17 protein-coding genes are annotated in these 25,384 nt (G+C 54.0%); 8 read left to right on the forward strand and 9 right to left on the reverse strand.

What is annotated here, in order from left to right; all coding sequences use genetic code 11:
* Nucleotides 1–204 precede the first annotated feature (204 nt).
* Nucleotides 205–1,218 carry a glycosyltransferase family 9 protein gene (locus tag CYB_RS02180; RefSeq protein ID WP_011432114.1) on the reverse strand — a complete coding sequence of 338 codons (1,014 nt, stop codon included), beginning with the start codon at nt 1,216–1,218 and terminating at the stop codon, nt 205–207.
* A 194-nt stretch (nt 1,219–1,412) separates the two neighbouring features.
* Between CYB_RS02180 and CYB_RS02185 the strand changes: the two genes are divergently transcribed.
* The gene (locus CYB_RS02185) at nt 1,413–2,570 is read left to right on the forward strand and encodes a DegT/DnrJ/EryC1/StrS family aminotransferase (RefSeq protein ID WP_011432115.1); all 1,158 of its coding nucleotides are present in this window, start codon (nt 1,413–1,415) and stop codon (nt 2,568–2,570) included.
* Nucleotides 2,571–2,831: 261 nt separating this feature from the next.
* Nucleotides 2,832–3,875 carry a DUF58 domain-containing protein gene (locus tag CYB_RS02190; RefSeq protein ID WP_238376861.1) on the forward strand — a complete coding sequence of 348 codons (1,044 nt, stop codon included), beginning with the start codon at nt 2,832–2,834 and terminating at the stop codon, nt 3,873–3,875.
* A gap of 104 nt (nt 3,876–3,979) precedes the next feature.
* Here CYB_RS02190 and CYB_RS02195 read toward each other — a convergent pair whose 3' ends face one another.
* The 3 genes from CYB_RS02195 to CYB_RS02205 all read right to left on the reverse strand — a co-directional run bounded on the left by CYB_RS02195 (nt 3,980) and on the right by CYB_RS02205 (nt 6,656).
* Entirely contained in the window at nt 3,980–4,939 is a 960-nt protein-coding gene (locus tag CYB_RS02195) for a patatin-like phospholipase family protein (protein ID WP_011432117.1), read from the reverse strand.
* A 64-nt stretch (nt 4,940–5,003) separates the two neighbouring features.
* Nucleotides 5,004–5,642: a histidine phosphatase family protein gene (locus CYB_RS02200; RefSeq protein ID WP_011432118.1), complete on the reverse strand. Its 639-nt coding sequence runs from the start codon at nt 5,640–5,642 to the stop codon at nt 5,004–5,006.
* Between the two features lie 45 nt (nt 5,643–5,687).
* Nucleotides 5,688–6,656: an NAD(+) kinase gene (locus CYB_RS02205; protein ID WP_011432119.1), complete on the reverse strand. Its 969-nt coding sequence runs from the start codon at nt 6,654–6,656 to the stop codon at nt 5,688–5,690.
* A gap of 369 nt (nt 6,657–7,025) precedes the next feature.
* Between CYB_RS02205 and CYB_RS02210 the strand changes: the two genes are divergently transcribed.
* A complete protein-coding gene (locus tag CYB_RS02210) occupies nt 7,026–9,266 on the forward strand; it encodes a serine/threonine protein kinase (RefSeq protein WP_011432120.1) in 2,241 nt (746 codons plus the stop codon).
* Here CYB_RS02210 and CYB_RS02215 read toward each other — a convergent pair.
* The 4 genes from CYB_RS02215 to CYB_RS02230 form a co-directional block, all read right to left on the reverse strand.
* Entirely contained in the window at nt 9,263–9,769 is a 507-nt protein-coding gene (locus tag CYB_RS02215; RefSeq protein ID WP_187147259.1) for a hypothetical protein, read from the reverse strand. The two genes, CYB_RS02210 and CYB_RS02215, sit on opposite strands and share 4 nt — an antisense overlap.
* Before the next feature lie 448 nt (nt 9,770–10,217).
* Entirely contained in the window at nt 10,218–12,191 is a 1,974-nt protein-coding gene (locus CYB_RS02220) for a tetratricopeptide repeat protein (protein WP_011432122.1), read from the reverse strand.
* Nucleotides 12,192–12,392: 201 nt separating this feature from the next.
* Nucleotides 12,393–14,414, reverse strand: a complete 2,022-nt coding sequence (locus CYB_RS02225) for a glycosyltransferase family protein (RefSeq protein ID WP_011432123.1) — start codon at nt 14,412–14,414, stop codon at nt 12,393–12,395.
* A gap of 29 nt (nt 14,415–14,443) precedes the next feature.
* On the reverse strand, nt 14,444–16,498 hold the full coding sequence (locus CYB_RS02230; RefSeq protein WP_011432124.1) for a glycosyltransferase family protein: 2,055 nt from the start codon (nt 16,496–16,498) through the stop codon (nt 14,444–14,446).
* 171 nt (nt 16,499–16,669) lie between these two features.
* On the opposite strand from CYB_RS02230, the gene CYB_RS15310 reads away from it, so the two are divergent.
* The 4 genes from CYB_RS15310 (at nt 16,670) to CYB_RS02250 (ending at nt 20,566) form a co-directional block, all read left to right on the forward strand.
* On the forward strand, nt 16,670–16,813 hold the full coding sequence (locus CYB_RS15310) for a hypothetical protein (protein ID WP_011432125.1): 144 nt from the start codon (nt 16,670–16,672) through the stop codon (nt 16,811–16,813).
* 632 nt (nt 16,814–17,445) lie between these two features.
* A complete protein-coding gene (locus CYB_RS02240) occupies nt 17,446–18,657 on the forward strand; it encodes an RNA-guided endonuclease InsQ/TnpB family protein (RefSeq protein WP_011432126.1) in 1,212 nt (403 codons plus the stop codon).
* Nucleotides 18,658–18,665: 8 nt separating this feature from the next.
* The gene (locus tag CYB_RS02245) at nt 18,666–19,583 is read left to right on the forward strand and encodes a 2OG-Fe(II) oxygenase (RefSeq protein WP_238376865.1); all 918 of its coding nucleotides are present in this window, start codon (nt 18,666–18,668) and stop codon (nt 19,581–19,583) included.
* 17 nt (nt 19,584–19,600) lie between these two features.
* A complete protein-coding gene (locus CYB_RS02250; RefSeq protein ID WP_041436172.1) occupies nt 19,601–20,566 on the forward strand; it encodes a glycosyltransferase family 2 protein in 966 nt (321 codons plus the stop codon).
* Between the two features lie 95 nt (nt 20,567–20,661).
* Here CYB_RS02250 and CYB_RS14025 read toward each other — a convergent pair whose 3' ends face one another.
* Nucleotides 20,662–21,177 (reverse strand): type IV pilin protein, encoded by a 516-nt coding sequence (locus CYB_RS14025; protein WP_011432129.1) that lies wholly within the window; start codon nt 21,175–21,177, stop codon nt 20,662–20,664.
* A gap of 281 nt (nt 21,178–21,458) precedes the next feature.
* Between CYB_RS14025 and CYB_RS02260 the strand changes: the two genes are divergently transcribed.
* On the forward strand, nt 21,459–25,175 hold the full coding sequence (locus CYB_RS02260) for an FkbM family methyltransferase (protein WP_187147260.1): 3,717 nt from the start codon (nt 21,459–21,461) through the stop codon (nt 25,173–25,175).
* Nucleotides 25,176–25,384 lie beyond the last annotated feature (209 nt).

Raw genomic sequence — 25,384 nt, forward strand, 5'->3', positions numbered from 1 at the left:
CCCCCAAGAGGGCAGAAGTTCCCCCGGTCAACAGCAATGCTGACTGCCTTACGGTCGCTCGCCAGCAAGCCTAGGAGAGCCAAGGTGACAAAGCAAGCTCTCCCGCCGGCTAAAAGCAGACAGGGACACATCTCCCAGGCTAGAAGGCTTCTCGGTCCGCCTGCAGAGAAACTGGACTGGGTTGCTGCCACGAAAACCTTGGCTCTAGGCCGGAAAGATCACCTGCAGAATTTGCTCGGGGGCAATCGACTCCACCTTCCCATCGGCCCCCTTGACCGCCCGAAACGGCCCCTCTGAAGGCAGCAACCGCAGCGGGTCGGTGGGCCCAAACAACGCCACCAGCGGCGTCTGCACCGCCACCGCCAAATGCATGGGAGCGCTATCGGCGCACAACAGCAGCGTTGCCCCACCAATCAAGGCCGCCAGCTGCCCCAGCCGGACAGGACGGCTCACCGGCAGCTCCGGCAGTTGCGCCAGAAAGCCCTCCGCCAGCTGCTCATCCTCTGGCCCCACCACCAGCACCAACGGCAGCTCCGGCCGCTGCTCCCGAAAACCCTTGATGACCTTGACCCAGTTGGCAGAGGGATAGATCTTCTGAATTCCCTTCTCCTGCGACAGCTGGCTGGCCCCCGGATGCAACAGCACATAATCTTGAGCGGCATCCCCCAAAAGGCGCTTGCGTTCCTGCTCTGCCCACTCCAGGTCTGCTTTTTTCAGACGAATCTGGGGCAACCCCGCCGGCGCAGCAATGCCAAACCCCTGCACCAGGTCGTGGTACATCTGGGCCGCATACTGGGCCGGCTTCAGGGGCACCGGGTCGGTCAGCCAAGGTCGCCCCGGCCCCGGCGGCGCATAGCCCACCCGCTTGGGAATGCCGGTCAGCCACAACAACAGCTTGACCCCCAAGCTTCGGCCCAGGCTCAGCACCCCGTCATACTGCCGCTCCCGAATGCGCCCCAGCAGGTCGCTGAGATCCCCCAACGACAGCTGTTCTTTGAACGGAAAAGTCAGCACCCGACTCACCGAAGGACAAACCTCGTAGGCAGCCGCCGCCCGCGGCTCCACAACCACCTCCAGCTCCGCCTCAGGAAAGCGCTGCCGCAAACTGGCCAAGGTGGGAAAAAACAAAATCTGGTCACCAATCCCGCCCGGCACCAAAGCCAAAAGGCGGGGGGCCAAAGGCGCTGTGCCGCCAACTGCTCGAGAAGCCACCTGCATAAAGCATCCTGTAGAAAGCTGTATCCAGCCTAGGGGATCCCCGCTTACTCTATCTCAGATTGGGTGGATAGATTCAGGGCCAGCTCGACCCGCGGAAGACAAACCCCAGAACCCTTCTGGGCCAGAGCGTTGTGTACACAGGCTCTCATCCGCGATGATGGGCTGTGGCCGCCACCTTCTGCAAAGGCAGCACCATGACGGAGGAGCCGATTCCGCTGCTGGATTTGACGGGGCAGTACCGCGCTTTGGCCGGGCTGTTGCAGCCGCAGGTGGAAGCGCTGCTGGCCTCTGGCCAGTACATCGGCGGGGCGGCGGTGCAGCGCTTTGAGGAGCAGTTTGCCCAGTTTTTGGGGGGTGGCTCTTTGGAGGCCGTCGGCTGCAATTCCGGCACCGATGCCCTGGTGCTGGCTTTGCAGGCTTTGGGCATCCAGGCGGGGGATGAGGTGCTCACCAGTGCCTTCAGTTTTTTTGCCTCGGCTGCCGCCATCAGCCGGGTGGGGGCGCGTCCGGTGTTTGTGGATGTGGATCCGTGCACCTTTAACCTGGATCCGCAGCTGCTGGAAAGGAGCATCTCCTGCCGCACCAAGGCGGTGGTGGTGGTGCATTTGTTTGGGCAGGCGGCCAACATGACCCAGATTCTGGCTATTGCCCGGCGGCACGGCTTGGCGGTGGTGGAAGATTGTGCCCAGGCGGTGGGGGCCTGCTGGGGGGGCAGGCCGGTGGGCACTTGGGGGGAGGTGGGCTGCTTCAGCTTTTTTCCCAGCAAGAATCTGGGTGCGGCTGGGGATGGGGGGGCGGTGGTGACGCGGGATCCCCAACTGGCCAGGCGGGTGCGGGCTCTCAGGGAGCATGGGCAGACCCGTCCGTACCACCACGAGCATTTGGGTCTCAACAGTCGTTTGGATGCGCTGCAGGCGGTGATTCTCTCGGTGAAGCTGCCCCATCTGCGGGAGTGGAACTGGCGGCGGCAGGGGATTGCGGAGTGTTACCACCGCTTGCTGCAAGGGATCCCGGGCTTGATGTTGCCCCAGGTGGGGGTGGGGGGGAACTCGGTGTGGCACCAGTACACGGTGCGGGTGGTGGGTTCTGAGCCGTTGGATTCGCGGCGGCGGGACGATTTGCAGCAGGGTCTGAAGGAGCGGGGCATTGGCAGTCGGGTTTACTATCCTCTGCCGTTGCCGCTGCAGCCGGTGTACCGAGGGCTGGGCTACAGGCGGGGGGATCTGCCCAATGCCGAGCTATGTGCGGCTCAGGTGTTGTCTTTGCCGTGTTTTCCTGAGTTGACCACCTGTCAACAAGAGCGGGTGGCTGCGGCCATTGCTGAAATCCTCTCAGAAAAAACCTGCCCGTAGCACTGGTTATGGTGATTTCAAATTACACTGAAGCAGCTTGTAGATTCCAGACCTCTTTCTCCTTTGGAGAGGGGCCGGGGATGAAGGAGTGATGAGGGGACTGCGGTGTTGTGGAAACTAAGCCGAAAACTAGTTCCACTACTTCAACAGACGGGAAGCCTGGGGATCTTCTCCTCAGAGCAGGAATCAAGGCGCCAGGTTCGTTTTCTGCGCCGCTTCCGCTTCACCCGTATTGGGGGGCGGTTTGTCGGGATCGCCCTGTTGGTAAGTATTGCTGCTTTCAACACCGGCAACAATCCCCTGTACTTGTTGCTGGGGATGCTGCTCAGCCTCATCCTCATCAGCGGTACCCTCTCTGATATCACCCTCAAAGATCTGGAGGTCAGCCGGCAGTTGCCTAGCCGCATTTTCGCCGGCCAGCCTGTCTTGGTGGGTCTCACGCTGGTCAATCGCAAACGGCGCCTGCCCAGCTTCTCGTTGCAGGTGAGCGAACGCATTGAGGGGCTGAGGCGGGAAGATTGGCCTTCCAGCTATGTTTTGCGGGTGGATCCCGGTGCCAAGGTGGACACTTTTTATCAGCAGACTTTTTCAAGGCGGGGAGCCTGGCAGTTGCAAGGTTTTGAAGTTGCCACCAGCTTCCCATTTGAACTCTTCCGCAAGGCGGTGGCAATTAGGGATCCCCAAACGGTGATCGTGTTTCCGCGGCTCGCCCCGGTTCAAGGATTGGCGCTGTGGGATCAGCTCAGCAGCGGCAACCAATTGCGCCCCCAACCCGGTCGAGAGGGAGACTACCTGAGCTTACGGCCCTACCGCCCCCAGGACGATGTGCGCTCTGTCCATTGGAAGATCTCGGCCAAACGGGATCAACTAATCGTGCGGGAGTTGGAGCGTCCACGAGCCCAGGCCATCACCCTCTGTTTTGAAAACCGCTGGCAGCCCCAGAAAGAGAGGCCCGAGATCCATCGAGACAAGTTGGAGCGAGCTGTAGAGCGCTGTGCCGGGATCCTCTTCTACTTGATGCGAGAAGGTTACCCGGTAGCACTTGTTACGTTACAAGAGCGGACTCCTTTTGGGTCAGACCTGGCCCATCAAGATCACCTGCTGACCGTGTTGGCACGACTTACTTTTGTCGGGGATCCCCAGCTCAGCCCTCCACTGGAAAGAGAACCTGATCCCTCTGTCAAGTTTGACCTCACCCCTCAAGATCGCTGTGTGCTGCTGGCCCATCCCGACCAGGATGGAAAATCTGCCCCGGCCCATCTCATCCACACGGGATCGCTGTTGCAATTTATCCCAATTGAGTGAGCTTCAGGCCCATTTTGATAGCAGGATCCATCTGAGATTGTTTGGAAAGCTTGGCTTGCAGATCCTTGCAAAGCTTTAGGTTGAACTGCTGGAGAAGTGGTGGTTCACTGCTCCAACTTTTGTCGCAATTCTGGAATGGCCCGCCGCATTTGTCGATAGCCCTCCTGAATAATCGGATCTGCTTGATGAAAATCGAAGATCCCATACTGGCTCAGCTTGGGTTGTAAGGGCAAATCCGGCGGATGTTCGGCTAAAACACTGCGGGTAACGATTTGCTCCATCACGTTCAACGTCTTGCCAATAACGTCGAAAATATTGGGACCAGAGGGCTCATCTGGAAACCATTGGCTAATTTTTTCTTGGATCCCTTGTTGTAGGGATTGATAGCGTTTGCGAATGCGGGTGATGAAGTTGGTTTCTTCTTCGATCACTTCTCCTTCAGCATTCAAGCGCTGTCGCCGTTGAAGGGTTTCTTCCACCTCTGTTTCTTCCAGTTGCGACTCCACATCCGCGGGATCCACATGGTTGAGATTGACCGCGATGACAACATCGGCCCCCATCTCCCGCACCACTCGCACCGGCACCGGATTGACAATGCCTCCATCTCCGAGATAGCGCCCTTCGTAGTAAAAGGGTGTAAAGATCCCTGGGATAGAGATGCTGGCCCGCACGGCATCTGCCATTTTGCCCGAACGCAACAGCACCTCCTGGCCTGTGATCAAGTCGGTAGCCACACAGCAAAAGGGGATCCCGGCCTCTTCAATACACAGCTCTTGCAAATGTTCTGTCAGCAGCTCATAAATTTTGTTGCCATCCAGCAGGCCACAGGTGGGAAAGACCACATCAAACAAAGACAGGATCATCTTCCAGTTGAGATCTCGCACAAAGTCTTCCAGCTCATCCAGTTCTCCTGCTGCATAAATGGCTCCCACAAAAGCGCCAATGCTCGTCCCAGCAATGTAGTCAACGGAGATCCCAGCCCGCTCTAGAGCTCGAATCACACCAATATGAGCCCATCCCCTCGCTCCGCCGCTGCCCAGTGCTAATCCCAGTTTTTTGCCCATGATTGCTCCCTCAAAAAGAGACCCAAAAGACCTCAAGAATCCTAAACCTTGCTCCCTCTAACAATTAGGTACCTGCCCTTTCTCGCAGATCGGAAGGCAGATAACTGCGTTCCCCTAAGATTTCCAGAAGGGGGCCATAGCGGTCGAACTTGACCACGCTGACCGAGGCGGCCAAAACCTCAATGCGATCCCGGTAGCGACCCAGGTCGATGCCCAGCAGGCTGCAGAGAATAACCCGAATGGTGGCCTTGTGGGAGACGATCAAGACGTGGCCGCCTGTCCATTTTTCCTGGATCTCGGCCACAACCGGCATGGCCCGATTGGCAATTTGCACGGCGGTTTCGCCCCCCGGAGGGGCGTTCCAGGCCGGCTCGGTCATCCAGCGCCAATAGGCTTCTGGGTAGGCTTCTTGCGCCTCAGCGTGGGTTTTGCCCTCCCACTCGCCGTAGTGAATTTCTCTTAGGCCCTCTCGAATCTGCATCTCCAAGCCAACTTTCTCGGCCAGGGGGCTTAGGGTAGCCAAGGCGCGCCGCATTGGGCTGACGTAGAGAGCTTGCCAAGGGATCCCAGCATAGGCTGCGGCAAAGGCTTCTGCCATTTGTTTGCCTTCGGGGGTGAGGTCGGGATCGAGAGCGCCGCAAAAGCTGCCGGAACGGCTGTAGGGAGTTTCGCCGTGTCTGAGGAGGTAAAGTCTCAGGCTCATGGGAGATGTGCGGATGGGTGGTGAACTTCGCCACTCTAGCTCTCCTTATCCCCCTTCGGGGCGGTGGTTGGTGGTGGGGATGTAAATGCGGCTGCCCGCCCACTGCAGTTTTTCCCGCAGAGTGCGAAAGTAGGAGAGCTCTTTTTCCAGGATCATCAGCTTGGCCGGTGTAGGCGCTTGCTGAATGTGAACCCACTGGCCGGGATTCACCGACTGGGCCAACACGCCATCTGTCCACAGGCGGGTCAACCCTTCGGGATCGGCAAGAGGCCAAATGTCCACCCTGGCTGTGCCGCTGATGACAATAGGACGGCTAGACAAACTCAGGGGACAAATAGGGGTGATGATGATGGCGTCGAGGGTGGGCTCGAGGATGGGGCCATTGGCTGCCAGAGTGTAAGAGGTGGATCCCGTCGGTGTGGCCACCAGCACGCCATCCCCGTGGTACTGATCCAAAATCTCTCCGTTGACCTCGATCTCCATGATCGCGGCGGGCAGCCGTTCTCGGTTGATCGGCTTCAGGCAGATCTCATTGAGGGCATAGTAGACTTCGCTAACCGGACGGCCTTGCGACTTTCCCTCTCCACGGGCGGCCAAGGGATCCCCTTGCCCCAACTGCGGCTGTTCCCAAATCTGGGCTTGCAACATCATGCGGGCTTGCAAGAAAAAATCCCCTGCCTGAATGCGATCCCAGGGATCCTGTTGCAGCACCCGCTCCGACTGGGCCAAAAACCCCAGCCTACCCCCCGCTTTGATCGGCAAAATCGGGATCCCATGGGGAGCCAGGTATCGTGCCGCCGCCAACACCGAGCCATCTCCCCCCAGCACCACCGCCAGATCGATGGGATCCGAGGTGGCCTCCAAAAAGACTGGGTAGGGGTTGTGGTGCAAGCCGGTGGGAGCCGTTAACACCGTAACACCGCGCCGGCGCAACTGCTCCGCACACCTCTGGCAGGCGGCTTTGCTCTCCCGATCCCCCTCTTTGTAGGCAATCACCACCAAGCCCAAGTCCATGGTCAACCTCATCAAGGGATCCCTGTCGATTGTCCCCTTCTTCAGGCTGGGGATTGCTCAGGATAATCCAGACTCTCCCCCCCAAAGTTAACCAGAAAATGTTCTCTTGGACGGTGAAACCGATCACCGCAGCTCTCCCTTGAGCGTCACTGCCCCCGCCAGAGCTTTCTTCTACAACTTTTAAGTAACAGTTAAGTAAATCTGAGAAGTCACCTTGAAGAATCAACCGAAAACCCCGCCATTTCCAACAGATGGCCCCAATCCGGATCCCTGAGTTCAGCCACCGGCGTAGGCTGGTGCAGACCTCAGCAATTCGGTTTATGGTATGGACATTCCCCCTGCAATTCCTCTTCTCCAAGCTGCAAACCCATGACCGCAGATCTCACCAACCGCATTTTGGGCAACCGCTACCAGCTGATTCAAGAAATTGGTAGCGGTGGTATGGGATCCGTCTTCCGCGCCTTAGACTTACACAACAACGGCCAAGAGGTAGCCGTCAAGATCCTCTATGCCCCCATGCTGCTGAGCCGGGGCGACTTCCAGACAGACTTGCGCCGTCGCTTTGCCGAAGAGATCCGCGTTAGCACCCTTCTGGGGCAGCATCCTCGCATCGTCAAGGTTTTGGATCACGGCCAAGAGGGGGAGCAGGCCTACTTGGTGATGGAGTACCTCAAGGGGCAGGATCTGGGCAAGCTGATCCGAGAAAAAGGGGCTTTGCCGGTTCGACAAGCCGTTCGACTAGCCTTGCAGGCCTGTGAGGGGCTGCACTTTGCCCACACGTTTCAGGCCAAGGTAGAGGGTCGCGAGATTCGAGGCGTTATCCATCGCGACATCAAACCCAGCAACCTCTTCATCGAGCAAGTTTTTCAAAATGGCAAGCTTATCCCCCAACTGAAAATCCTCGACTTTGGCGTGGCCAAAACCCTGGCGGATCACACCCTCAGCCTGGGCACCCAAAAAGGGGGAGGATTTATCGGCACAGCTCGCTACGCCTCTCCCGAACAGATGCGGGGCAAAGCCTTGGATGCCCGCTCGGATATCTACTCCTTTGGGGTAGTGCTCTACGAGATGCTGACGGGATCCATGCCCTTTCAATTGGAAACTGACTCTTTGCACAGTTGGATCCACGCCCATTGCTACGAAAGCCCAATCGAGATCAACCCGAAGGCAGCCCCCCAGCCGATCCCACCCCCTTTAGCAGCGGTGGTGATGGATTGCCTGAAAAAAAACCCAGACGAACGACCGCAAACGATGCGGGAGCTGGGGGAACGACTGCTGCAAGCCTATGACCTGACGGCAACCACCCAACTCTCTAGTGGCCAAGCCAGCACTGTGATCCTGCCCACCGGCAGCGCTAAGGCTCAACGGGATGCTCCACCCTCTTCTGACCCCAAGCCACCAATCCAAACCACCCGCAATACAGGATCAGCTTCTGGAGCCTTTGAAGATATCCGCGATGAGGATCTGGATCTCATCGAAGATGAGCCGGTCTCTCCCCCCTCCCCAGGTGCAGGGATCCCCTATTACATCACCGAGCGGGAACCCTCCTCAGCAGAAGCTTCGCCGGAAACACCGGATCCCTCTCCCCAAAGTGAGGATGAAACTCCCAAAACGCCCTCCACAGTGATCCCAGCCAGCAACGCTCTCCCGACCGTTCAGGATCCCCCCGTCGCTCGCCCTGCTACACCACCACGAACTAATACTCCCCGCACCCGCCCTCTGCCACAAGCTGCCCCCCAAACGGTTCTACAGCCTTCCGGCAGCAGTCTGAAGTGGGTCTTGGCCGGGGGATCCCTGGGCGTTATGGCTTTGCTGGCCGCCTTTTTGCTGTGGCCACGTCCAGCGGTTCGCGATACCCAGGAACAGCCGGATCGCACCCCAACTCCCGAACCCAAGGTAGAGCCCATACGCATAGAGCCTATACCCGTAAAACCAATCCTAGGGATCCCAACTCCCGGTTCTACGCCTACCCCTACGCCCGAAGCAACCCCCACGCCTACCCCTGAGGTAACTCCAGCGCCGACACCCACCCCGACTCCAGCACCAACACCCACTCCGGTGCCGACGCCCACCCCGACGCCGACGCCCACCCCGACTCCAGCGCCAACACCCACTCCGACACCGACACCCACCCCGACTCCAGCACCAACACCCACTCCGACACCGACGCTTACCCCTATCCCTCGATTCACCCCGCTTGTCCCTCGTACTCCTACCCCCACCCCGACTCCATCCCCCACTCCCACTGCCACACCTGCCCCAGCAACGCCAACACCTGCGGCAGAGCTGGCCCTCAGCGGCGAGTGGCTTTACGAGGGAGGATCTTTTATCTGGCAGGGATCCCTGTGCAAGGTCAATGTTGCGGCTGGCGTCCAGGAAACCGTCTCCATTCGTCAGGAGGGCAACCAGATCAGCGTTTCCTCCCCCAGCTTTTCTGAGCGCAGCGGCCAGCTTATCGGCAGCCAACTTTCTGTTAGCGGCAGGATAGGGGGTAGCGGTACCCCAACCGTTGCTTGGAGTGGCACGGTCAGCCCTGACGGGCGCGTGATTCGCGGCAGAGCCACCTGTGGCAGCGCTGACTTTGCCATCAAGCTCACCCGCCAGAGCTAGAGGCCGACACCCCCCCCTCGGTCTCCGCCGCCGCCGTCTTCCCTATCGTCCGGTTTCTGTTGCCGTTGAGGCGGTGGAGGAGGAGCAGCAAAGCTTTCGCTCACAACTTCGATGGTGTAAGGGCCTCGCCCAGGGCTGCCCGGCCCAGCGGCTGGAGAGGCATTTTGCGCCCAGTAGCTTTCCACCCGGAGCAAGTAGCAGCGGTTTTGCCGCACGGGGATGGTTAGCTGAGAGGTGGTAAAGTTGCCAGGGGCAGCATCATCATTTACAAAAACGTCAGGATCCAATCTCCGGTTGCTGTCATAGCTGCCGATGACCAATAGCGGGTCGAAAACCGGGCTGGTCAGCCGGATTGTAACCCCGGTAACGTTGGCTGCAGAGGGAAAGTAAAGAAACGCATCTGAATAGAAGGTAAACGTGCCGGGAGGGGGTGGGAATTCCCGGGCATTTTGAATATTGCCCCTCTCATCAAAATAATACTCCAAAAGGCTATTCGGCCCCAAGGTTCCACTGCGCCTATCCCCCTGTCGGCGCAGACCAATCGATGCAAAAAGGCCTGGACTGAAGGCTTGTTCGCAGACGTTCACCAGAGGCGGTATTGTACTCCCTCCACTTCCTCCACAGCCTGCCAAAACCGCAGCTGAGGCCAAAAGGCCCAAGAAAACCCTCTGCAGGGATCCCTGCGGAGCTCTAGAAGCATTCGATGCTGGCCCTGGCATAAGCACTCCTCCGGACACCGGATGTCAATGTTCCTCTAGATTACGATGCTCTGAGCAATTCTCAGCAAAATGCAGATCACTGACAGGATTTTCCCACGTTTAGGCTTGCACCGGCTTGGGGGGGCTGTTCCGCTGTTGACCTCGAGAAGGGAGCTTCAAGGGCGTAGTGGGGCCGTTGAGCCAATTTTGTCCTCAGGAAGGGATCCAGAGCAAAACCCTTTTTCGCAGTGGACTAATCACGACCAGCGTCGGGCTTCTTGGTGAGGGTGAGGAAGAAATGGGCCAGGGCTGCCACACATTCTCGATCTTCGAAGAGTAGGTGGCATCGCTGCCGAACCTCCTCAGCCATGTGGTAGCGAAACTCAGAATCGGATCCCAGTTTTACGGCCAAATCCTCATAGCTTTTCAGATCCGAGGCAATTAAACTGTCCAGCTCCATTCTTTTGAGAATGGCATAGGTATGCCGCCCCCGCATCAGCTTTCCAGGGCAAGTGATCACAGGCAATCCGACCGCAACGGCCTCTAAGGTGGTGATCCCACCTGACCAGCCATAGGAATCTAACATAAGATCGGCACAGCGGTTGAGATCCAAGTAGTCTTGATAATCCAATCCGGGCAGGATCAGGCAGTGGTCTTCTACATTGAGGCCATACAAAGAAAAAGCCTGGGTGAGCCGTTCCCGAAATTGTCGGGCAATAGCAGCATTGGGTAGAGCCAAAAAAACAAATTGAGCGTTGGGCACTCGCTGAGCAATAGCGGCAAAAAGATAGTCATATTGGGGCAGATATTTACCCAAGTATTGACAAGCTAGGTAAACCACTGCGTTTCTGCGCAGGCCGAAATCCTCACGATAGCGCTTTTGCTGAGGCAAAACCGGCTTTTCGAAGCAAGTGCCCAAATGAGGTAGCCGGATCAAGGTTTCACTGTAGTGTTCCTGAGCATCCTCTGGCTCCATTAAATCGCTGGAGAGGAAATAGTCAATCGTAGAAAGCCCAGAAGTTACAGGATGAGCCCAAGTGGAGCACTGTATCGGTGCCAGTCGCAGGGAAGCCAGTTGCAGAATAAGAGGTGAAAGACCAATCTCCAAATACACTAAAATATCTAGCTGATCCTGCAGGATTTGTCGGGCTGCATCCTCAAGTCCGGTGGGAATGTGTCGAAACACATCGGCATATTGACGATACCGGTCTGTCATGAAATCGGTTCTGGGATCCAAGTGATAAGCGAAAACTTGAAACTTCCGCTCAAAGTTAGCCTGTCCATCAGCCCAATTGGCGTTCAGGTACTTAACCCAACCCAGAGATAAGCGGCTGTAAGAGCAAGCTCGCATGGAAGCTGAGGCAAACCCAACTCGGATGGGATCCTCTGGCTGGGATTGGTGAGGAAGATATCTCCACTGGGAATAGCAAGCGTTGACTATACGTTGAACAAACTGGGCATATTTTTTCTGTAAATCCAGGTCGTTGTAGCCTTGGTACTGTAGGTAGTGATTGGTTCCCAGTCCTGATGCCCACAGCGCTGTGCGACGTTGCTCCTCTGTTTCTAGGGGAGTTTCCTCAATAAGACGATCCAGGTGCTCAACAAAGCGAGCACGAAAGGAGTTGAGCTCTTCCTCACTCTGATAGACTGCCGGCAAGTAGAGATGATAAAACCAACGAGCCTGTTCTAACTGGGGATCCAAAGCCAATGCTTTCTCCAGGTGATCCAAGGCAACAGCGTGTTCTCCTTGATCTCGGTAGGCGATAGCCAGATTCAGATGCACCTGCGCCAAAGGGATCCCTGTCTGTTCATCCGAGTTTTCCAGTAGAGGATTGAGTAGGGCAATGGCTTCTTCGCTACGTCGCAGGTTAACTAAGATTTTTCCAGCTTGAAAGGCAGATCCAGCAGCGTGTGGATTCAGTTTCAGGCTTTGCTGATAACAGGATAGCGCTTCCTCCAGTTGACCCAAAGACTCATAGACGACACCCAAATTGTGGTGATACAGAGCCACTTCGGGATGTTGCTCAATGGCTTCTGCAATGAGAGCCGCTGCCAATTCCGAGTCTCCTCTGGCTTGAGCTACCGTTCCCAACAGGTGAAGGGCATCTGCATGCTCAGGAAAATCCGCCAAGATTTCGGAGTAAATGGCTTCTGCTTGTCGCAAATCTCCTGCTTGCTGGGCTTGGATCCCGGCTAGAAGTTTGTTTGTAAGTATCCAGTCTGACATCTACTACAAGATGGCTAGAAATTCTCCTGACTTGTCTGCCCAGTATAGTTTTTTCCAGTTATAGTCAGTTCAGTTGGGGATAAGATGACTTTACAGGCAAGATAACATGCAAGTAGACCTAAAGAGGAAGCTTAGATCTGAGAGAGAGTCGTATTTGTTCCGCTCCGTGGCTCATTTTTTTACTTTGTTCAGCTACTTTACCTAAACGTAAGCTCTGCTCAGGTAACAGAGACAGCCGTAGTTACCTTGAGAAATCTCCCCCTGCCAGAGGAGATGAGAGGGATCCAGCATCTGGTCAATCCGCTTGCGGTCTTGCTCAGAAGTAAACTCCACGTAAATCACCTTGATGTCTTTGAGCTGCTCTTGCAGGCTGGTCAACACCTCCACCTCCTCTCCACCTGTAGCCACCCTGAGCACATCGATGGGCTCCAAACCCAACTCCTTGAGGGCTGCCCTAGCTTCCCGGAAAGGGAGCACCTGCTCCACTCCCCACTCGGCCTGAGGATCCTCCGGCCAGAGCCGACAAGTTCTGCAACTATCCTGCCCCGCTAGCCCCACTGGATGCACAAAGCAGTTGCCCAGGCCAAGAGCATTCTGCTGCAGCAGGTGCAAGGCCAAGGGATCCACCTCAAAACAATGAATGGCCGCCTCAGGGCAGAAACCCCGAAAACAAACGCTACCAAGGCCTACCCCAGCTCCGATGTCGATAACCGTCTGCACCTGACTAGACAGAAACACAGGAAAGTTAAGATACGTCCTCTCGTAAAAAACGGTGTCTGGGTAGAGCCTTACCGAAAGCCTGAGTTTGCCAAAGTCAAAGCCAGTCAACACTGCTGCTTCCGTTAACTTACTGGCATTGGCCAAAAGAAGTTGGTGGTCCTCTGCCAAGACAAAAGCAAAGTTAGCCCTCACAGGCCGCCCCAGCCGCTGCAAGTCCTGAGCTGTGCACACCACAGCATCAAAGCTAGGCCAACTGCTCGGCTCCCCCCTCACCTCATGCACCCGCTCGGACACTCCCTTCTGCTGCAGCAGACCACAGGGATCCCCAAACCCCTCTTCCACGTACAGCTCCAGCCGCGGCAGGTCCAGCAAGTCTGCGGCTATCACCCCAGGACAGCCTCGGCCAACAAATACCCTCAGTCGCTCCTGCACGCGATGCAGCTCTTGAATGGGCTCGTAGATTCCTAGTCGTGTGTCTATCCAGGCAGAGCTGGCCGTGCTGACAAAGTAGCGCACATCAGAGCGGGGCGAGTAACGAAAGGGCTCCGGCAGCTCTCCCCCAAACACCCAGTCCAGCAGGTTCTGAATGCGGTGGCGGGGATGCCAGTGTTGGTCGAAAGTGTGATAAGCGCGGCGGGCAATTTGAATGGCCTCCTGGGGATGGTCTAGGTAGTAGCGGATTTTCTCCAGGAGTTGGGCTTCGGAGTTGTAGGTGTCGCAGTAGGTGCCGGGCGCCAAAAGTTCGTCCAATCCTGAGGCGAAGGAGAGCTGGTCAGTAAGCAGAAAGCCCCCTGCAGAAATCACTTCCAGGTTCCTTAAGTTCAGATCCCCGTTCATGCTGCAGTTGAAAGAGATTAACGAGCTACCAAATATTAGTTGAGGATTGTGGACTCGAGTCTTTATAAGTAGAGGTAGACCCAGTTTTTTCAAGGACATGATCAACTTAGGACGTCTGTAATGATAAGAGTTAAAATTAAGGTTACCCACAAACGCAACTCTAATTTCTTTCTTTTCTATCCAACTGGAGCTGGTGAGACAAGCGGGAATGAAAGGCAGCCAAGCTAGCCTTTGAACTCCTGCTGCTGCGAACCAGTGGAGGTGCTGTCGGTCATAGGCGGTGGCAATATAATCAAAGGCTTCAGTGGCCCAGTAAGTTAGAAGGTGGGTGATAGGGAGCACGTGATGATGCGTATCTCCGGCTAGCAAGACAGTTGGGCAGCCAAATTTTTTCGTGTTGAAAGGACTAGTCAGATCAACACTCGATGTCCAGACAATCACCAAGTCAAATTCTTTGTCTTCGACTTGATCTGAATACTGGACAAATTCATAGAGGTCAAAGTCTTTGTCAGGACACTCAACTAAGCTTTTTGGAACACTAAAAAAATCAAATATCTGTCTTCTAACCTTTCCTTTCGGACATAGAGTTACTTGACGCTCTGAAAGAGTGAGAGGTGGGACATAATCAGGTGGAGTCGTCCAAACTAGTAGAACTCGAGGATTCATCAGTCTCAGAGCTTCCTAAAGATTGCCTTCTAAAGATTACCACTGCTTTCGTAGAATATGCATCTATTCAGATAACATAAGCACCCGTAGTTACCCTGAGAAACTTCCTCCTGCCAGAGGAGATGAGAGGGATCCAGCATCTGGTCAATCCGCTTGCGGTCTTGCTCAGAGGTAAACTCCACGTAAATCACCTTGATGTCCCTAAGCTGCGGCTGCAGGTTAGCCAATACCTCCACCTCATCCCCACCCGTAGCCACCCTGAGCACATCGATGAACTCCAGACCCAGCTCCTTGAGAGCTGCCCTGGCTTCCCGGAAAGGGAGCAGCTGCTCCACTCCCCACTTCGCTTGAGGATCCTCCGGCCAGAGCCGACAAGTTCTGCAGCTATTCTGCCCCGCCAGCCCCACCGAATGCACAAAGCAGTTGCCCAGGCCAAGAGCATTCTGCTGCAGCAGGTGCAAGGCCAAGGGATCCACCTCAAAACAATGAATGGCCGCCTCAGGGCAGAAACCCCGAAAACAAACGCTACCAAGGCCTACCCCAGCTCCGATGTCGATAACCGTCTGCACCTGACTAGACAGAAACACAGGAAAGTTAAGATACGTCCTCTCGTAAAAAACGGTGTCTGGGTAGAGCTTTACCGAAAACCTGAGTTTGCCAAAGTCAAAGCCAGGCAACACTGCTTCCATTAACTTACTGGCATTGGCCAAAAGAAGTTGGTGGTCCTCTGCCAAGACAAAAGCAAAGTTAGCCCTCACAGGCCGCCCCAGCCGCTGCAAGTCTCCCACCGTGCACACCACCGCATCAAAGCTGGGCCAACTGCTCGGCTCCCCCCTCACCTCGTGAATTCGCTCGGGCACTCCCTTCTGCTGCAGCAGGGCACAGGGATCCCCAAACCCCTCTTCCACGTACAGCTCCAGCCGCGGCAGGTCCAGCAAGTCTGCGGCTATCACCCCAGGACAGCCTCGGCCAACAAATACCCTCAGTCGCTCCTGCACGCGATGCAGCTCTTGAATGGGCTCGTAGATTCCTAGTCGTGTGTCTATCCAGGCAGAGCTGGCCGTGCTGACAAAGTAGCGCACATCAGAGCGGGGCGAGTAACGAAAGGGCTCCGGCAGCTCTCCCCCAAACACCCAGTCCAGCAGGTTCTGAATGCGGTGGCGGGGATGCCAGTGTTGGTCGAAAGTGTGATAAGCGCGGCGGGCAATTTGAATGGCCTCCTGGGGATGGTCTAGGTAGTAGCGGATTTTCTCCAGGAGTTGGGCTTCGGAGTTGTAGGTGTCGCAGTAGGTGCCGGGCGCCAAAAGTTCGTCCAATCCTGAGGCGAAGGAGAGCTGGTCAGTAAGCAGAAAGCCCCCCGCGGAAATCACTTCCAAGTTCCTTAAGTTCAGATCCCCATTTTGGCTGCAGTTAAAGGAAATCAGAGAATGGGCAAACCATTTGGCTGCCTCTTGGCGGTTGGCTGTTTTGATGAGGATGGGCAAATCTGCATTCTTTATGGCTTGAACCAGCCGGCAACGCCTGGGATGGCGGGATCCCTGTTGGCCGATAAAGACCACTTGATTTTCTCTATCTTCCACCCAATCGTGGGTAACAGTGCGCATGGAGATAAGAGGCAACCAGGCAAGATTCTCAGCGCCTGCTGCGGCAAACCAGTGCAAATGCTGGAAGTTATAGGCAGTAGCGACGTAATCAAACCCTTCAGCAGCCCAGTAGGCCAAGAGATGGTTGATGGGAAACTTCCAGTGGTGGGTGTCTCCAGCTAGCAAGAGTGTGGGGCATTTAAACTTCCTTGTATTTAGGGGATTACTCTGGTCAAAGCTGGAAGTCCAAACAATAACTAGGTCAAACTCCTTATTTGTAATTTGCTCAGACTGCTGCACAAAGTCATAGAGGTCATAGTCTCCCTCTGGGCACTCCACCAATTCCTTAGAGAGATTGACAAAGTTTAGTCCAAAGCCCTTGGCTCTCCTCTTGGGGCAAAGACTGACCTGCCGATCTGAAAGCTGCGGGGGCGGGATATAGTCTGGCGGAGTTGGCCAATTGAGGAGAATTCGCGGAGCATTGGCCTTGATGTCTTGCATTTCTCGACTCCCCAAGTTGAGCGGCAGGTTCTTCTAGCTCCTACAGGCTACTAGGATTGGACACAACAACAAGGGATCTCTGTTGCCCTGGAAAACGATAAGCCGAGCATAGGTTATAAGCAACCCCATGGATCCCTGTCTGCAAGAGCCGAATCCAGTTTACCTGCCTGGATGGCCCCTACCCAAGACGAGCTCTCCTACGACAATGGCATACCCATGGAAAGCTGGCGGCACACGTGCCAGATGGACTTGCTCATCTCCACCACCCATGCCGAGCGAGGTTTTGAGGCTGTACCCAGCGAAGTGGGAGGGTAGGAGGCCACCTGGATTCTGTGGGCCACTGCCGCTGGGGAACTGATGCCTGCCAAGGCTGAACTGGAGCAGCAAAGGGCTGAGCGCCTGGCCTAAAAGTTGTGAGAACTGGGGGTGGATCCGGGTACATTAAGCTAGAGCAGACGTCAGGGATCCCTCCCCATGGATTGCCAAGACCTTGCTCAGGATCTTCTCCTAGAACTGGAGCAAGCTCAGAGTCTCACCCAGCTCTTAGATTGGGCTTTAGCCTGCCTTCCTAGCCAGCAAATCTTCTGCCAGATTGGCTGGGAAGAGTCCGCAGCTGTTTTGCAGGCAATGCTTCGCTATCCTGAAAAGTTAGCAGTGATTCTACGGAATCCCCTACAGAGCTCATCCGAAAAGTCAATCAGCACAGAAGATATCCAAACCCAAATTTCTCAGTTGGGATTAGAAGAACGGGTTCTACTCCTAGAAGGCCCCATCCCTGCCCTTTTGGCAGATCTCGGTCAATGTTTCCCAGAGACCCAGATTGGCGTTTGTTTCTGGACTGAACTCACGGACTACCGTACCTGTCTGCTTCAGCTAGAAATCGCAGGAGCCCCGCACTGTACCCGTAGGGTCAGTGTCGGGAGGAATGCGGAAGTTATGATAGAACCATGACCCAAGTCCTGACCATATCCTGCAAGCTCAAGGTGTCCCCGTCGCAAGCCGCCAAATTGGACGCGACTTTGGAGGCTTTTGGCCAAGCCTTGAATTGGGTCAACCAGAACACGCCGGAGAAGATCGTCAACGCGGTCAAGCTGCAATCCCTTTGCTACTACGAGATTCGAGCCCGGTTTGGCTTGTCCAGTAACTTGGCTCAACAGGTGTGCAGACGGGTAGCGGGTTCCCGCAAAGTGGCTAAGCAGAAAAAGCGTCCCGTCAAGGAGTTTAAGAGCGGCTTTGTTACCTACGACGCTCGTATCTTTTCGTTCCGCGAGAAAGACTGGACGGTGTCGCTGACCACGGTGGAGGGTCGGGAGCGCTTTGAGCTGGCGATTGGCCGCTACCAGAGAGAACGGCTGGCGGACTCCAATCCCAAATCTGCCACTCTGGTCAAGCGTAAAGACGGCTCCTACTCCATTCAAATCTGTGTGGAAGCGGAGCCATCCCCACCGCAACGCACGGGCAGAGTGCTGGGGGTGGACTTGGGAAGGACAGATATTGCCCATACGTCAGACGGGGACAATTGGAATGGACAGCAGTTGAACAGAGTCCGCGACCGCTACTCCCGGTTGAGGGCGGTACTCCAACGCAAAGCCAGTAAGGGCACACGCAGTTCGCGGCGCAGATGCCGTCAACTGCTGCAACGGCTGTCTGGCAAGGAGAGGCGCTTTCAAACGTGGGTCAATCATCGCATCTCTAAAGCTATTGTCTCTAGGGCAAAGGCTACCAACAGCGCTATCGCCCTGGAAGACCTGACAGGGATCCGGGAAAGAGTCAATCAACAGCCCCGCAGCAAAACCGAGCGGCGCAGGGCCAACAGTTGGGCGTTTTATCAACTCCGTCAGTTTCTGGAATACAAGGCGAGGGCTGCAGGGGTTTCTCTGATTCTTGTGCCGCCTGCTTACACGTCGCAGACCTGTCACCGGTGCTTACACATCCACCCTGAGCAGGGCAAGTCCTACCGCAGTGGCAAGTCGTTCAAGTGTGGGCACTGTGGATGGGAAGGGGATGCGGATTTGAATGGTGCGAATGTGATTGCGCTTTTGGGGGCTGTCGTAAACCAGCCTAGAGGTTCGGGCCTGTTTTGTTCTCTGGTAGAGCAGGGCAGGCTCAGGGCTACTGAAAGCCCGCTCCGTACCGCTTTAGCGGTCGGAGTCGGGTAGTTTACTCTTTGCTACTGCGGGATTACTTGGCCGACTCAGCCCTATACTTGGTCAACCATTGCCGCTACGGAGCCATAGCCCAAGCCAACCTAGATTTGATGGGGATAGATCCCAGTTTTCATCTGCAGAAGGTTTTGCCCAATCTAGGCCAAGGGATCCATCTCCTCACTTGGGATCCCCAGCACAAAGGGTTAACCGAGCAGGATCTCGCTCACATCCAAGCAATTGGCCCTGGATCACTGCTGGCAGCTAACCCGGTATTCCTGACTTTTACCCAGCCGGATCCCTCAGAACCCAACCGGTTTTACCCCTGTAAATACATCAAGCTGGATAACTTCCTGCCTCAAGAGCTCAACCAAGCCATTCTCCAACATGCCATTACCCACCAAGACAAGTTTATCCCTTCCAAGAGCTACAGCAAGAGCAACACCGAGGCAGAGTCACTAAAATTTCGCCGCTCCCTGAGGCTGGACTTCGCTTACTTTCAGGAGCATGGATCCCTGCTGCGAGAAAAAATTGCGGCTGTTGCTCCCCAAATCTTCGCCGAGCTAGGCATTGAGAACTTTGACATTCAAATCTTTGAGATGGAGATGATTGCCAGCCATGATGGCTGCTTCTTTACCGCCCACACCGATAACTCCTACCCACAAACTGCCTTCCGCCAGGTGAGCTGCGTATATTACTTTCACAAAGAGCCAAAGCCTTATCGAGGAGGTGAGCTGCGCATCTACGATACCCAAAGGCAAAAACCTCATCCACCAATCCTGCACGGGGCATACGATGAGGTAACTCCTACAAATAACAGCATCGTCTTCTTCTCCAGCAGTTGCCTACATGAAATCCTGCCGGTATTTAGCCCTAGCCAAGCCTTTGCCGATAGCCGCTTCACTATCAATACTTGGCTAGGAGCCAAGCAATTCACCTAAAGGCTTGCAGCTCCACCATGGCCAGAGTTTGCATAATTACCACTGTTCGGGATCCAGGCGTGTGCTTGGAGTCGTTCATTCGCTATCACCTTGCCCTTGGAATTGCCCATATTTATATCTTCTTTGACGATCTAGAGGATCCCGCTATTCAGGTGGCACTTCAGTTTTCCGATGTAACGGCTATTCCCAACGATGAAGCTTTGCAAGTCCAACAAGCATTGGGGAATGTTCTCTATCCAAAATATGGCCCTCATGTTGGCTATGAGGTCATGGCTCGTCAGATCCTTAACGTAGAAACTGCTATACAACTTGCCCTGGATCAGGGCATGGACTGGATTCTTCATATTGACGGAGACGAGCTTTTTTATCCTGGCCAGACAACGGCTCCAAATTGGTTTGATCGAGTAAGCGACGACATATTTCAAGTTACGTTTCTAAACCACGAAGCAGCTCCCGAAGCGTTTGAGATCGAAGACTACTTCCGCGAGGTCACTTTATTTAAGAGAAATCCTGCTATTTTGGATCCCGGATTCTATACCCAGTTTCAGAAGATCTCTAGTAAGAGTCAATACTTTTTGGCTTACCAGAATGGAAAGTCAGCAGCTCGGATCTATCCCTCTCTTCTGCCTAACAGCGTACATAGCTTTGATATTCCAGGGGATCATACTCTAGTAACGTCGTCTCCCTCTATTTTGCACTACTTGAACTGCGGATTCCAGAACTACTATAAAAAATACGCCCAACCGGGAAACTTTCCCGACTACTGGTGGCGCTCCAAGTCTAATCCTATTCGGGTGCCTTTTCACTTAACCTCACGGGATGCTTACTGCTCGGGAGATAGAACTCGCATGGAAGCTCTCTATCAGGAGTTTATACTTTACAACAATCCTGAAGCCAGTCAAAGCCTCATGGAAAACGGCATTCTCACACGCATTTGCTACCCTTCCCAGCTACTGTCATCTCTCTCTACCTCACCGGTTTAGTCTGAGCTCTTATCCGCTCTCCAGTGCGAGACTAGTCAGGGTAAGAAAAAGGCTCCCTATAGGGAGCCATGGAGTACTTGAAGTGAAAAGAGAAATTATTGAAAGACGTTACAGCTCTTACCAACGAAGGTATCCAGAGAAGTCACAGCTGCCTCCTGCGCTCCCAGCCCAATGGTGCATTGAATTTTGCTGCCAGACCTGGTGATGTATGGAGCACCGTTGGATGTTGTGTCCCACCTTAGTGCGTGAGGAGCAGTGGTCGAACGTTCAGTAGGCACTGGATCTTGGTAGTTGGGAGCCCTCCACGGATCGTTCATGTACTTGTCAGTATAGTCTCCAGCGTACTTGATCCTAACATACTTGTCAGGATAGACGCCGAAGTCGAGTCGGTAGACTTCAGAGGCACGGCCTACTTCAGTGAGAGCCGCTTGAGCTTCGGCTGTACGGGAGCGGCGCACTTGGTTTAAGAACTGCGGGATTGCCACTGCAGACAGCACACCCACAATTACAATCACCACCAACAGCTCAATCAGGGTGAAGCCCTTGGCTTTGGAGAGAATTTGCTGAGCCAGTTTGGCCCGCAACAGAGACTGACGAGACTTTGCACTCATGAGTACCAGATCCTTTAGCAAACTAGAGAGTTAACTGTGCAGCTCACCTGCTAGTGCTAACTTACCCCGCTCAAGGGCGATTCATAACAGCCTGCTCCCTGGCGCAATTGCGGATTTTTGCCAGATGAGCCTGACACAGGTCAGTGGTTTAGCTGAGCCGGCCTCAGCATGGCAGACTAAGACTAGCACTCTTCCTTCAACCTATGAACCCTACGCTGCAAGCCCGGATCCTGGAAGCCAAGCAACTGTTTCAGCAGTCTCCCGATGCCTTTGCGGAGTGGTTGGTTGCTTTTTACCGAGAGCAAGGCGCAAAGGATTGGCGGGAGTTCCTGTGGGGTTTCTTTGACCTCTCTCCATCTTCATTGGCCAATGAGCCAGCCTTCCCCTCTGAGCCAGAGGCAATTACCCTATCGGCGCTGGAGCAGGCTTTGGCTGCTGGCCAGCTGAGCCTTGCTTACCAGCTCTACACGCCTCTGGTGAGAACAGGGATCCTGTCCCAGGAGAAAGTCTTGGATTTGTTACTATCCCTCGCAAGTCGTCTAGAAAATAGCCCCACGCAGGATCCACAGCAGCGTCTTCAGGCTTGTCTAAAGCTGCGGGAGATGGCCTTTGAGCTGGATCCAAGCCGGCGGGACAACACCCAAGTTTTGCTGATGCGGACCCTGCAAGCTCAGGATGAGCTGGCAGTTGGCTTTTATGGGCAGGCTTTGGCGGAGCAATTGGCCAGTTTGGGAGAAGAGCAGACCCTAGACATCACCCAGGAGCCCCTCCTGACTCAACTTCTCACTCGGCTATGGGATGACGGCTACCTGGATTTGTTTTTTGAGGTGGCCACAGCTTTACAAGCTCGTCTTTTGGAGGACCAGAAATCCGGATTTGCTGCTTTGCTAGCCCAGCTGGCTCATGCTGTGGATCCCGAGCAAGCCAATCGCTACAAAGGGCTATGGATCATAGAGGACTTGATCGGCGATTTCTTTCAAAAAGCAGCTTGCGCTCTTTTTCAAAACTCTACTAGCGATGGCTATTCCATTTTAGGAGAAGCTCTCATCACGGCGGCCGAGAGCTCACAGGTGCAAGAGAACTTTACTCTTCGTCTATCCCTTCTATCAGAATCGCTGGAAAAGTTGATCCATGCTGCCCAGCCAGAACGGATAAACCTTGTTATCCAGAAAATTATAGACTTAATTTTATCGAGGGAAGCCGACTTAGGATCACTAAGAATTAACGATGAAAATCTACTCGAGAGTCTAACGATTGCTAAAGTCATTCTGTTTCGAGTTTGCTTTTGCTGGAGCTATCTAACTGATGATCGCTCTCTGATTCGTCGTTACCAGCAGATTGGTGGTAGAATCTTTAACGATTGCCTAAGCTTAATGGCTTCTCAGCGAGACTTCCTCTGGTCAGAGTATTGGCAGAGAAACCAGCAAGATTACTGCAGATCCGGTAGAGCTGAGCGCAAGTTGCGAGTAGGCTTTCTGGGTAACTGCTTTCAGCGACATTCGGTTGGCTTTCTCAGTGAGGCTACTCTCAGGAACCTATCTCGCGATCTTCTGGACGTTGTCTACTACTACTACTACCAGGGGTGGAAAAATGAAGATATGGCCAGTCATGACAATATGTATCAAAAGTTTCGCTCTCACGAAAATCTCCATTTTCGCTTTTTTCCAGGAGAAACCAATCCGCCTCAAGTAGCTGCTCAAGCGCGTGAGGATCGCATCGATATCATGGTTTTTATGGACTCCCTTACCAGTCACGATGCCAGCATCGTAGCAGCTTTGCGGGCCGCTCCTATCCAAATTGGTTGGCTTGGCGGAGATGCTGTCGGTTTGCCAGAATTTGATTACTTTTTCGCCGATCCCTATATCCTTCCTGAAGATGCACAGGCCGATTACCATGAAAAAATTATCCGCTTGCCTAGCTACTGTGCTGTTGAGTATCTGGACATTACTCCTGCAGATGAGGTGAATTTCAAAAACAAGCTGAGAATAGGCCCGCAAGATATTGTTTTCCTAACTGCGGCCAGTGCTTACAAGCGTACCCCCGAATGTATTGATGCCCATCTGCAAATCCTGAAAGCTGTTCCCAAGGGGATCTTGATCGTCAAAGGCTCGGGGGAAATTGCCACGGTTATCAGGCGCTATCAGGAAAGAGCCAAAGAATTAGATGTTTTGGATCGCGTCCGATTTCTAGCCAAAACCGGCACTGTAGAAGAGCATCGCGGCCAACTGGCTTTGGTGGATCTGGTCTTAGATACCTTTCCCTACACAGGCGCAACCCACACTATGGAAGCCCTCTACATGGGCGTGCCAGTTCTCACCTTGGTAGGTCGCCATTACTATGGTCGAATGAGCTATAGCTTGCTGAAAAATGTAGGCCTTGAAGATTGCATCACTTGGTCGGTGGAAGAGTTTATCCAACGCGGGATCCAACTGGGCAATGATCCGGAGTGGATTAATCGGATCAAAAGGCAAATCAAGGATTCTCGCCGTTGGTCGGTGATTTGGGATCCAAGAGAACATGCTCGCAGCATGGAAGCTGCCTTCTTCCATATTCTAGAAGGTAAATCCCACGAAACTTATACGTTTCACCCCAACGACTTGTACTCAACTCCAGATGAATGGAATCAAGCTGGGATCCAGCTCATTCGATCCCTAAGTGCTGATGCTTCGGTTTCAACGCACCAATCCGCTTGGGAAGAAGCGCTGTCTTTGTGGCGAAGGGGCTTGGCAAGGGATCCCTATCATGTTCCGTGTTGGCTAAACCGAATCCATGCCCTATTGGTATTGGGCGATCGCTCTCGCGCTTTTGAAGATGCCTACGCTCTCCTAGAATTTCTATGCACGGAAGCACAAAGTATGCAACCTTCTCAGTTGACAGATGTTCCTATCTGGGTTGAAAGCGAAGGTTCTGCGGATCCGGGTGCTTATACAAAATACAGTTACCTATACTATCTAGCCAAGTGGATGGCTGCTCACGTTGGGGTCGTGTACAGCCCAGAAGCCATGCGATTTTGGAACCTAGCTTATTCGATAAACCCAGATGATAGACAAGCAGCTCTGGCGGTAGCGATTGAGCTTCTCTCGCAGAAAAAGATAGAAGGGCTAATACCAGTCAACCACATACTTGGCCTTGACCCAACCCATCAACAAGCAAGTCTGGTCAAGCAAATTGCAATGTGGGAGGTTGTACCTCAAGTGAAAACAGCTTCTTCCCCTGCGCAGCCCGATCTTTACTTTGACTACGAAAATTGCAAGTTATTCCTCGAACCTTCGTTTTCAAGTATCGTCACCCGCGTCTTACTTGCTCAAGGAGAATGGTTTGAGGATGAGATTAGCTTCTGCAAGCACTTTTTAAGACAAGGGATGAATGTAATCGACGTAGGGGCAAATGTTGGGGTATACACTTTCCTTGCTGCACATCGGGTAGGCCCTACGGGTAGTGTAATCGCAATTGAGCCCACGGCTTCTTGTCTTCAGTGTATGCGAAAGACAATAAGTGCCAGCTCCCTAGAGGATGTTGTCTTCCTCATAGAAGCCGCCGCTGGGGATCATGAAGGCACTGTTCAGTTACAAGAGGAAAGAGCTAGTGTATTCAACTCTATCGGCGATTCAAAGCAAAGGCCGGAACAAGTATCGAATGATGGAAAGGTTGTAAATCTCATTACTCTGAACTCTGTCTGGCGCTCGAGAGGTGAACCCCAGATTGATCTCATCAAGATTGATGCAGAAGGTGCAGAAGAGCAGGTTGTCTCCGGTGGGCTAGAATTACTTGCCGCCGGCCACCCTATCGTTATTTTCGAGAACGAACATGTCTCCAAGGTTACCGGAACTGCTACAGCTAAAATACTGGAGCCTTTAGGCTATGAGTTTTATACGTACAATCGTTTCCTGAATAAGCTAACTATGGTCAGACCTCAGCAATACCCAGTTTCTGCTCTAAACATCATTGCAATTCATCCCTTGGATCTGGAAAAAGTTGCAGACATGATATCGGTTTAGAAAGTTGGATCCGAATTTTGCTCTTTTGCTTGTGTTGAGCAAGGAGCTTTCCAGGGCTGGGTGGTTTCTGTTGTATGAGCAAGTCATTCAACTTTTCTGGGGAACAGAGCTTGCAGTGGGGGTGGGCAATCGTAAGTAGACAGCTCATGCCAAGAAGTCCAACTGACGTTAGACACTGCAGGCGCCGCGAGCAAGCCAATTTGAGCAAA

This window comes from Synechococcus sp. JA-2-3B'a(2-13), assembly GCF_000013225.1.
In the GTDB taxonomy this organism is placed as follows: Bacteria; Cyanobacteriota; Cyanobacteriia; order Thermostichales; family Thermostichaceae; genus Thermostichus.

Coding starts and splice junctions, on each gene's coding strand:
- CYB_RS02180 (WP_011432114.1), bottom strand. CDS start 1,218: ATGCAGGTGGCTTCTCGAGCAGTTGGCGGCACAGCGCCTTTGGCCCCC.
- CYB_RS02185 (WP_011432115.1), top strand. CDS start 1,413: ATGACGGAGGAGCCGATTCCGCTGCTGGATTTGACGGGGCAGTACCGC.
- CYB_RS02195 (WP_011432117.1), bottom strand. CDS start 4,939: ATGGGCAAAAAACTGGGATTAGCACTGGGCAGCGGCGGAGCGAGGGGA.
- CYB_RS02200 (WP_011432118.1), bottom strand. CDS start 5,642: ATGAGCCTGAGACTTTACCTCCTCAGACACGGCGAAACTCCCTACAGC.
- CYB_RS02205 (WP_011432119.1), bottom strand. CDS start 6,656: ATGGACTTGGGCTTGGTGGTGATTGCCTACAAAGAGGGGGATCGGGAG.
- CYB_RS02210 (WP_011432120.1), top strand. CDS start 7,026: ATGACCGCAGATCTCACCAACCGCATTTTGGGCAACCGCTACCAGCTG.
- CYB_RS02220 (WP_011432122.1), bottom strand. CDS start 12,191: ATGTCAGACTGGATACTTACAAACAAACTTCTAGCCGGGATCCAAGCC.
- CYB_RS02225 (WP_011432123.1), bottom strand. CDS start 14,414: ATGAATCCTCGAGTTCTACTAGTTTGGACGACTCCACCTGATTATGTC.
- CYB_RS02230 (WP_011432124.1), bottom strand. CDS start 16,498: ATGCAAGACATCAAGGCCAATGCTCCGCGAATTCTCCTCAATTGGCCA.
- CYB_RS15310 (WP_011432125.1), top strand. CDS start 16,670: ATGGCCCCTACCCAAGACGAGCTCTCCTACGACAATGGCATACCCATG.
- CYB_RS02240 (WP_011432126.1), top strand. CDS start 17,446: ATGACCCAAGTCCTGACCATATCCTGCAAGCTCAAGGTGTCCCCGTCG.
- CYB_RS02250 (WP_041436172.1), top strand. CDS start 19,601: ATGGCCAGAGTTTGCATAATTACCACTGTTCGGGATCCAGGCGTGTGC.
- CYB_RS14025 (WP_011432129.1), bottom strand. CDS start 21,177: ATGAGTGCAAAGTCTCGTCAGTCTCTGTTGCGGGCCAAACTGGCTCAG.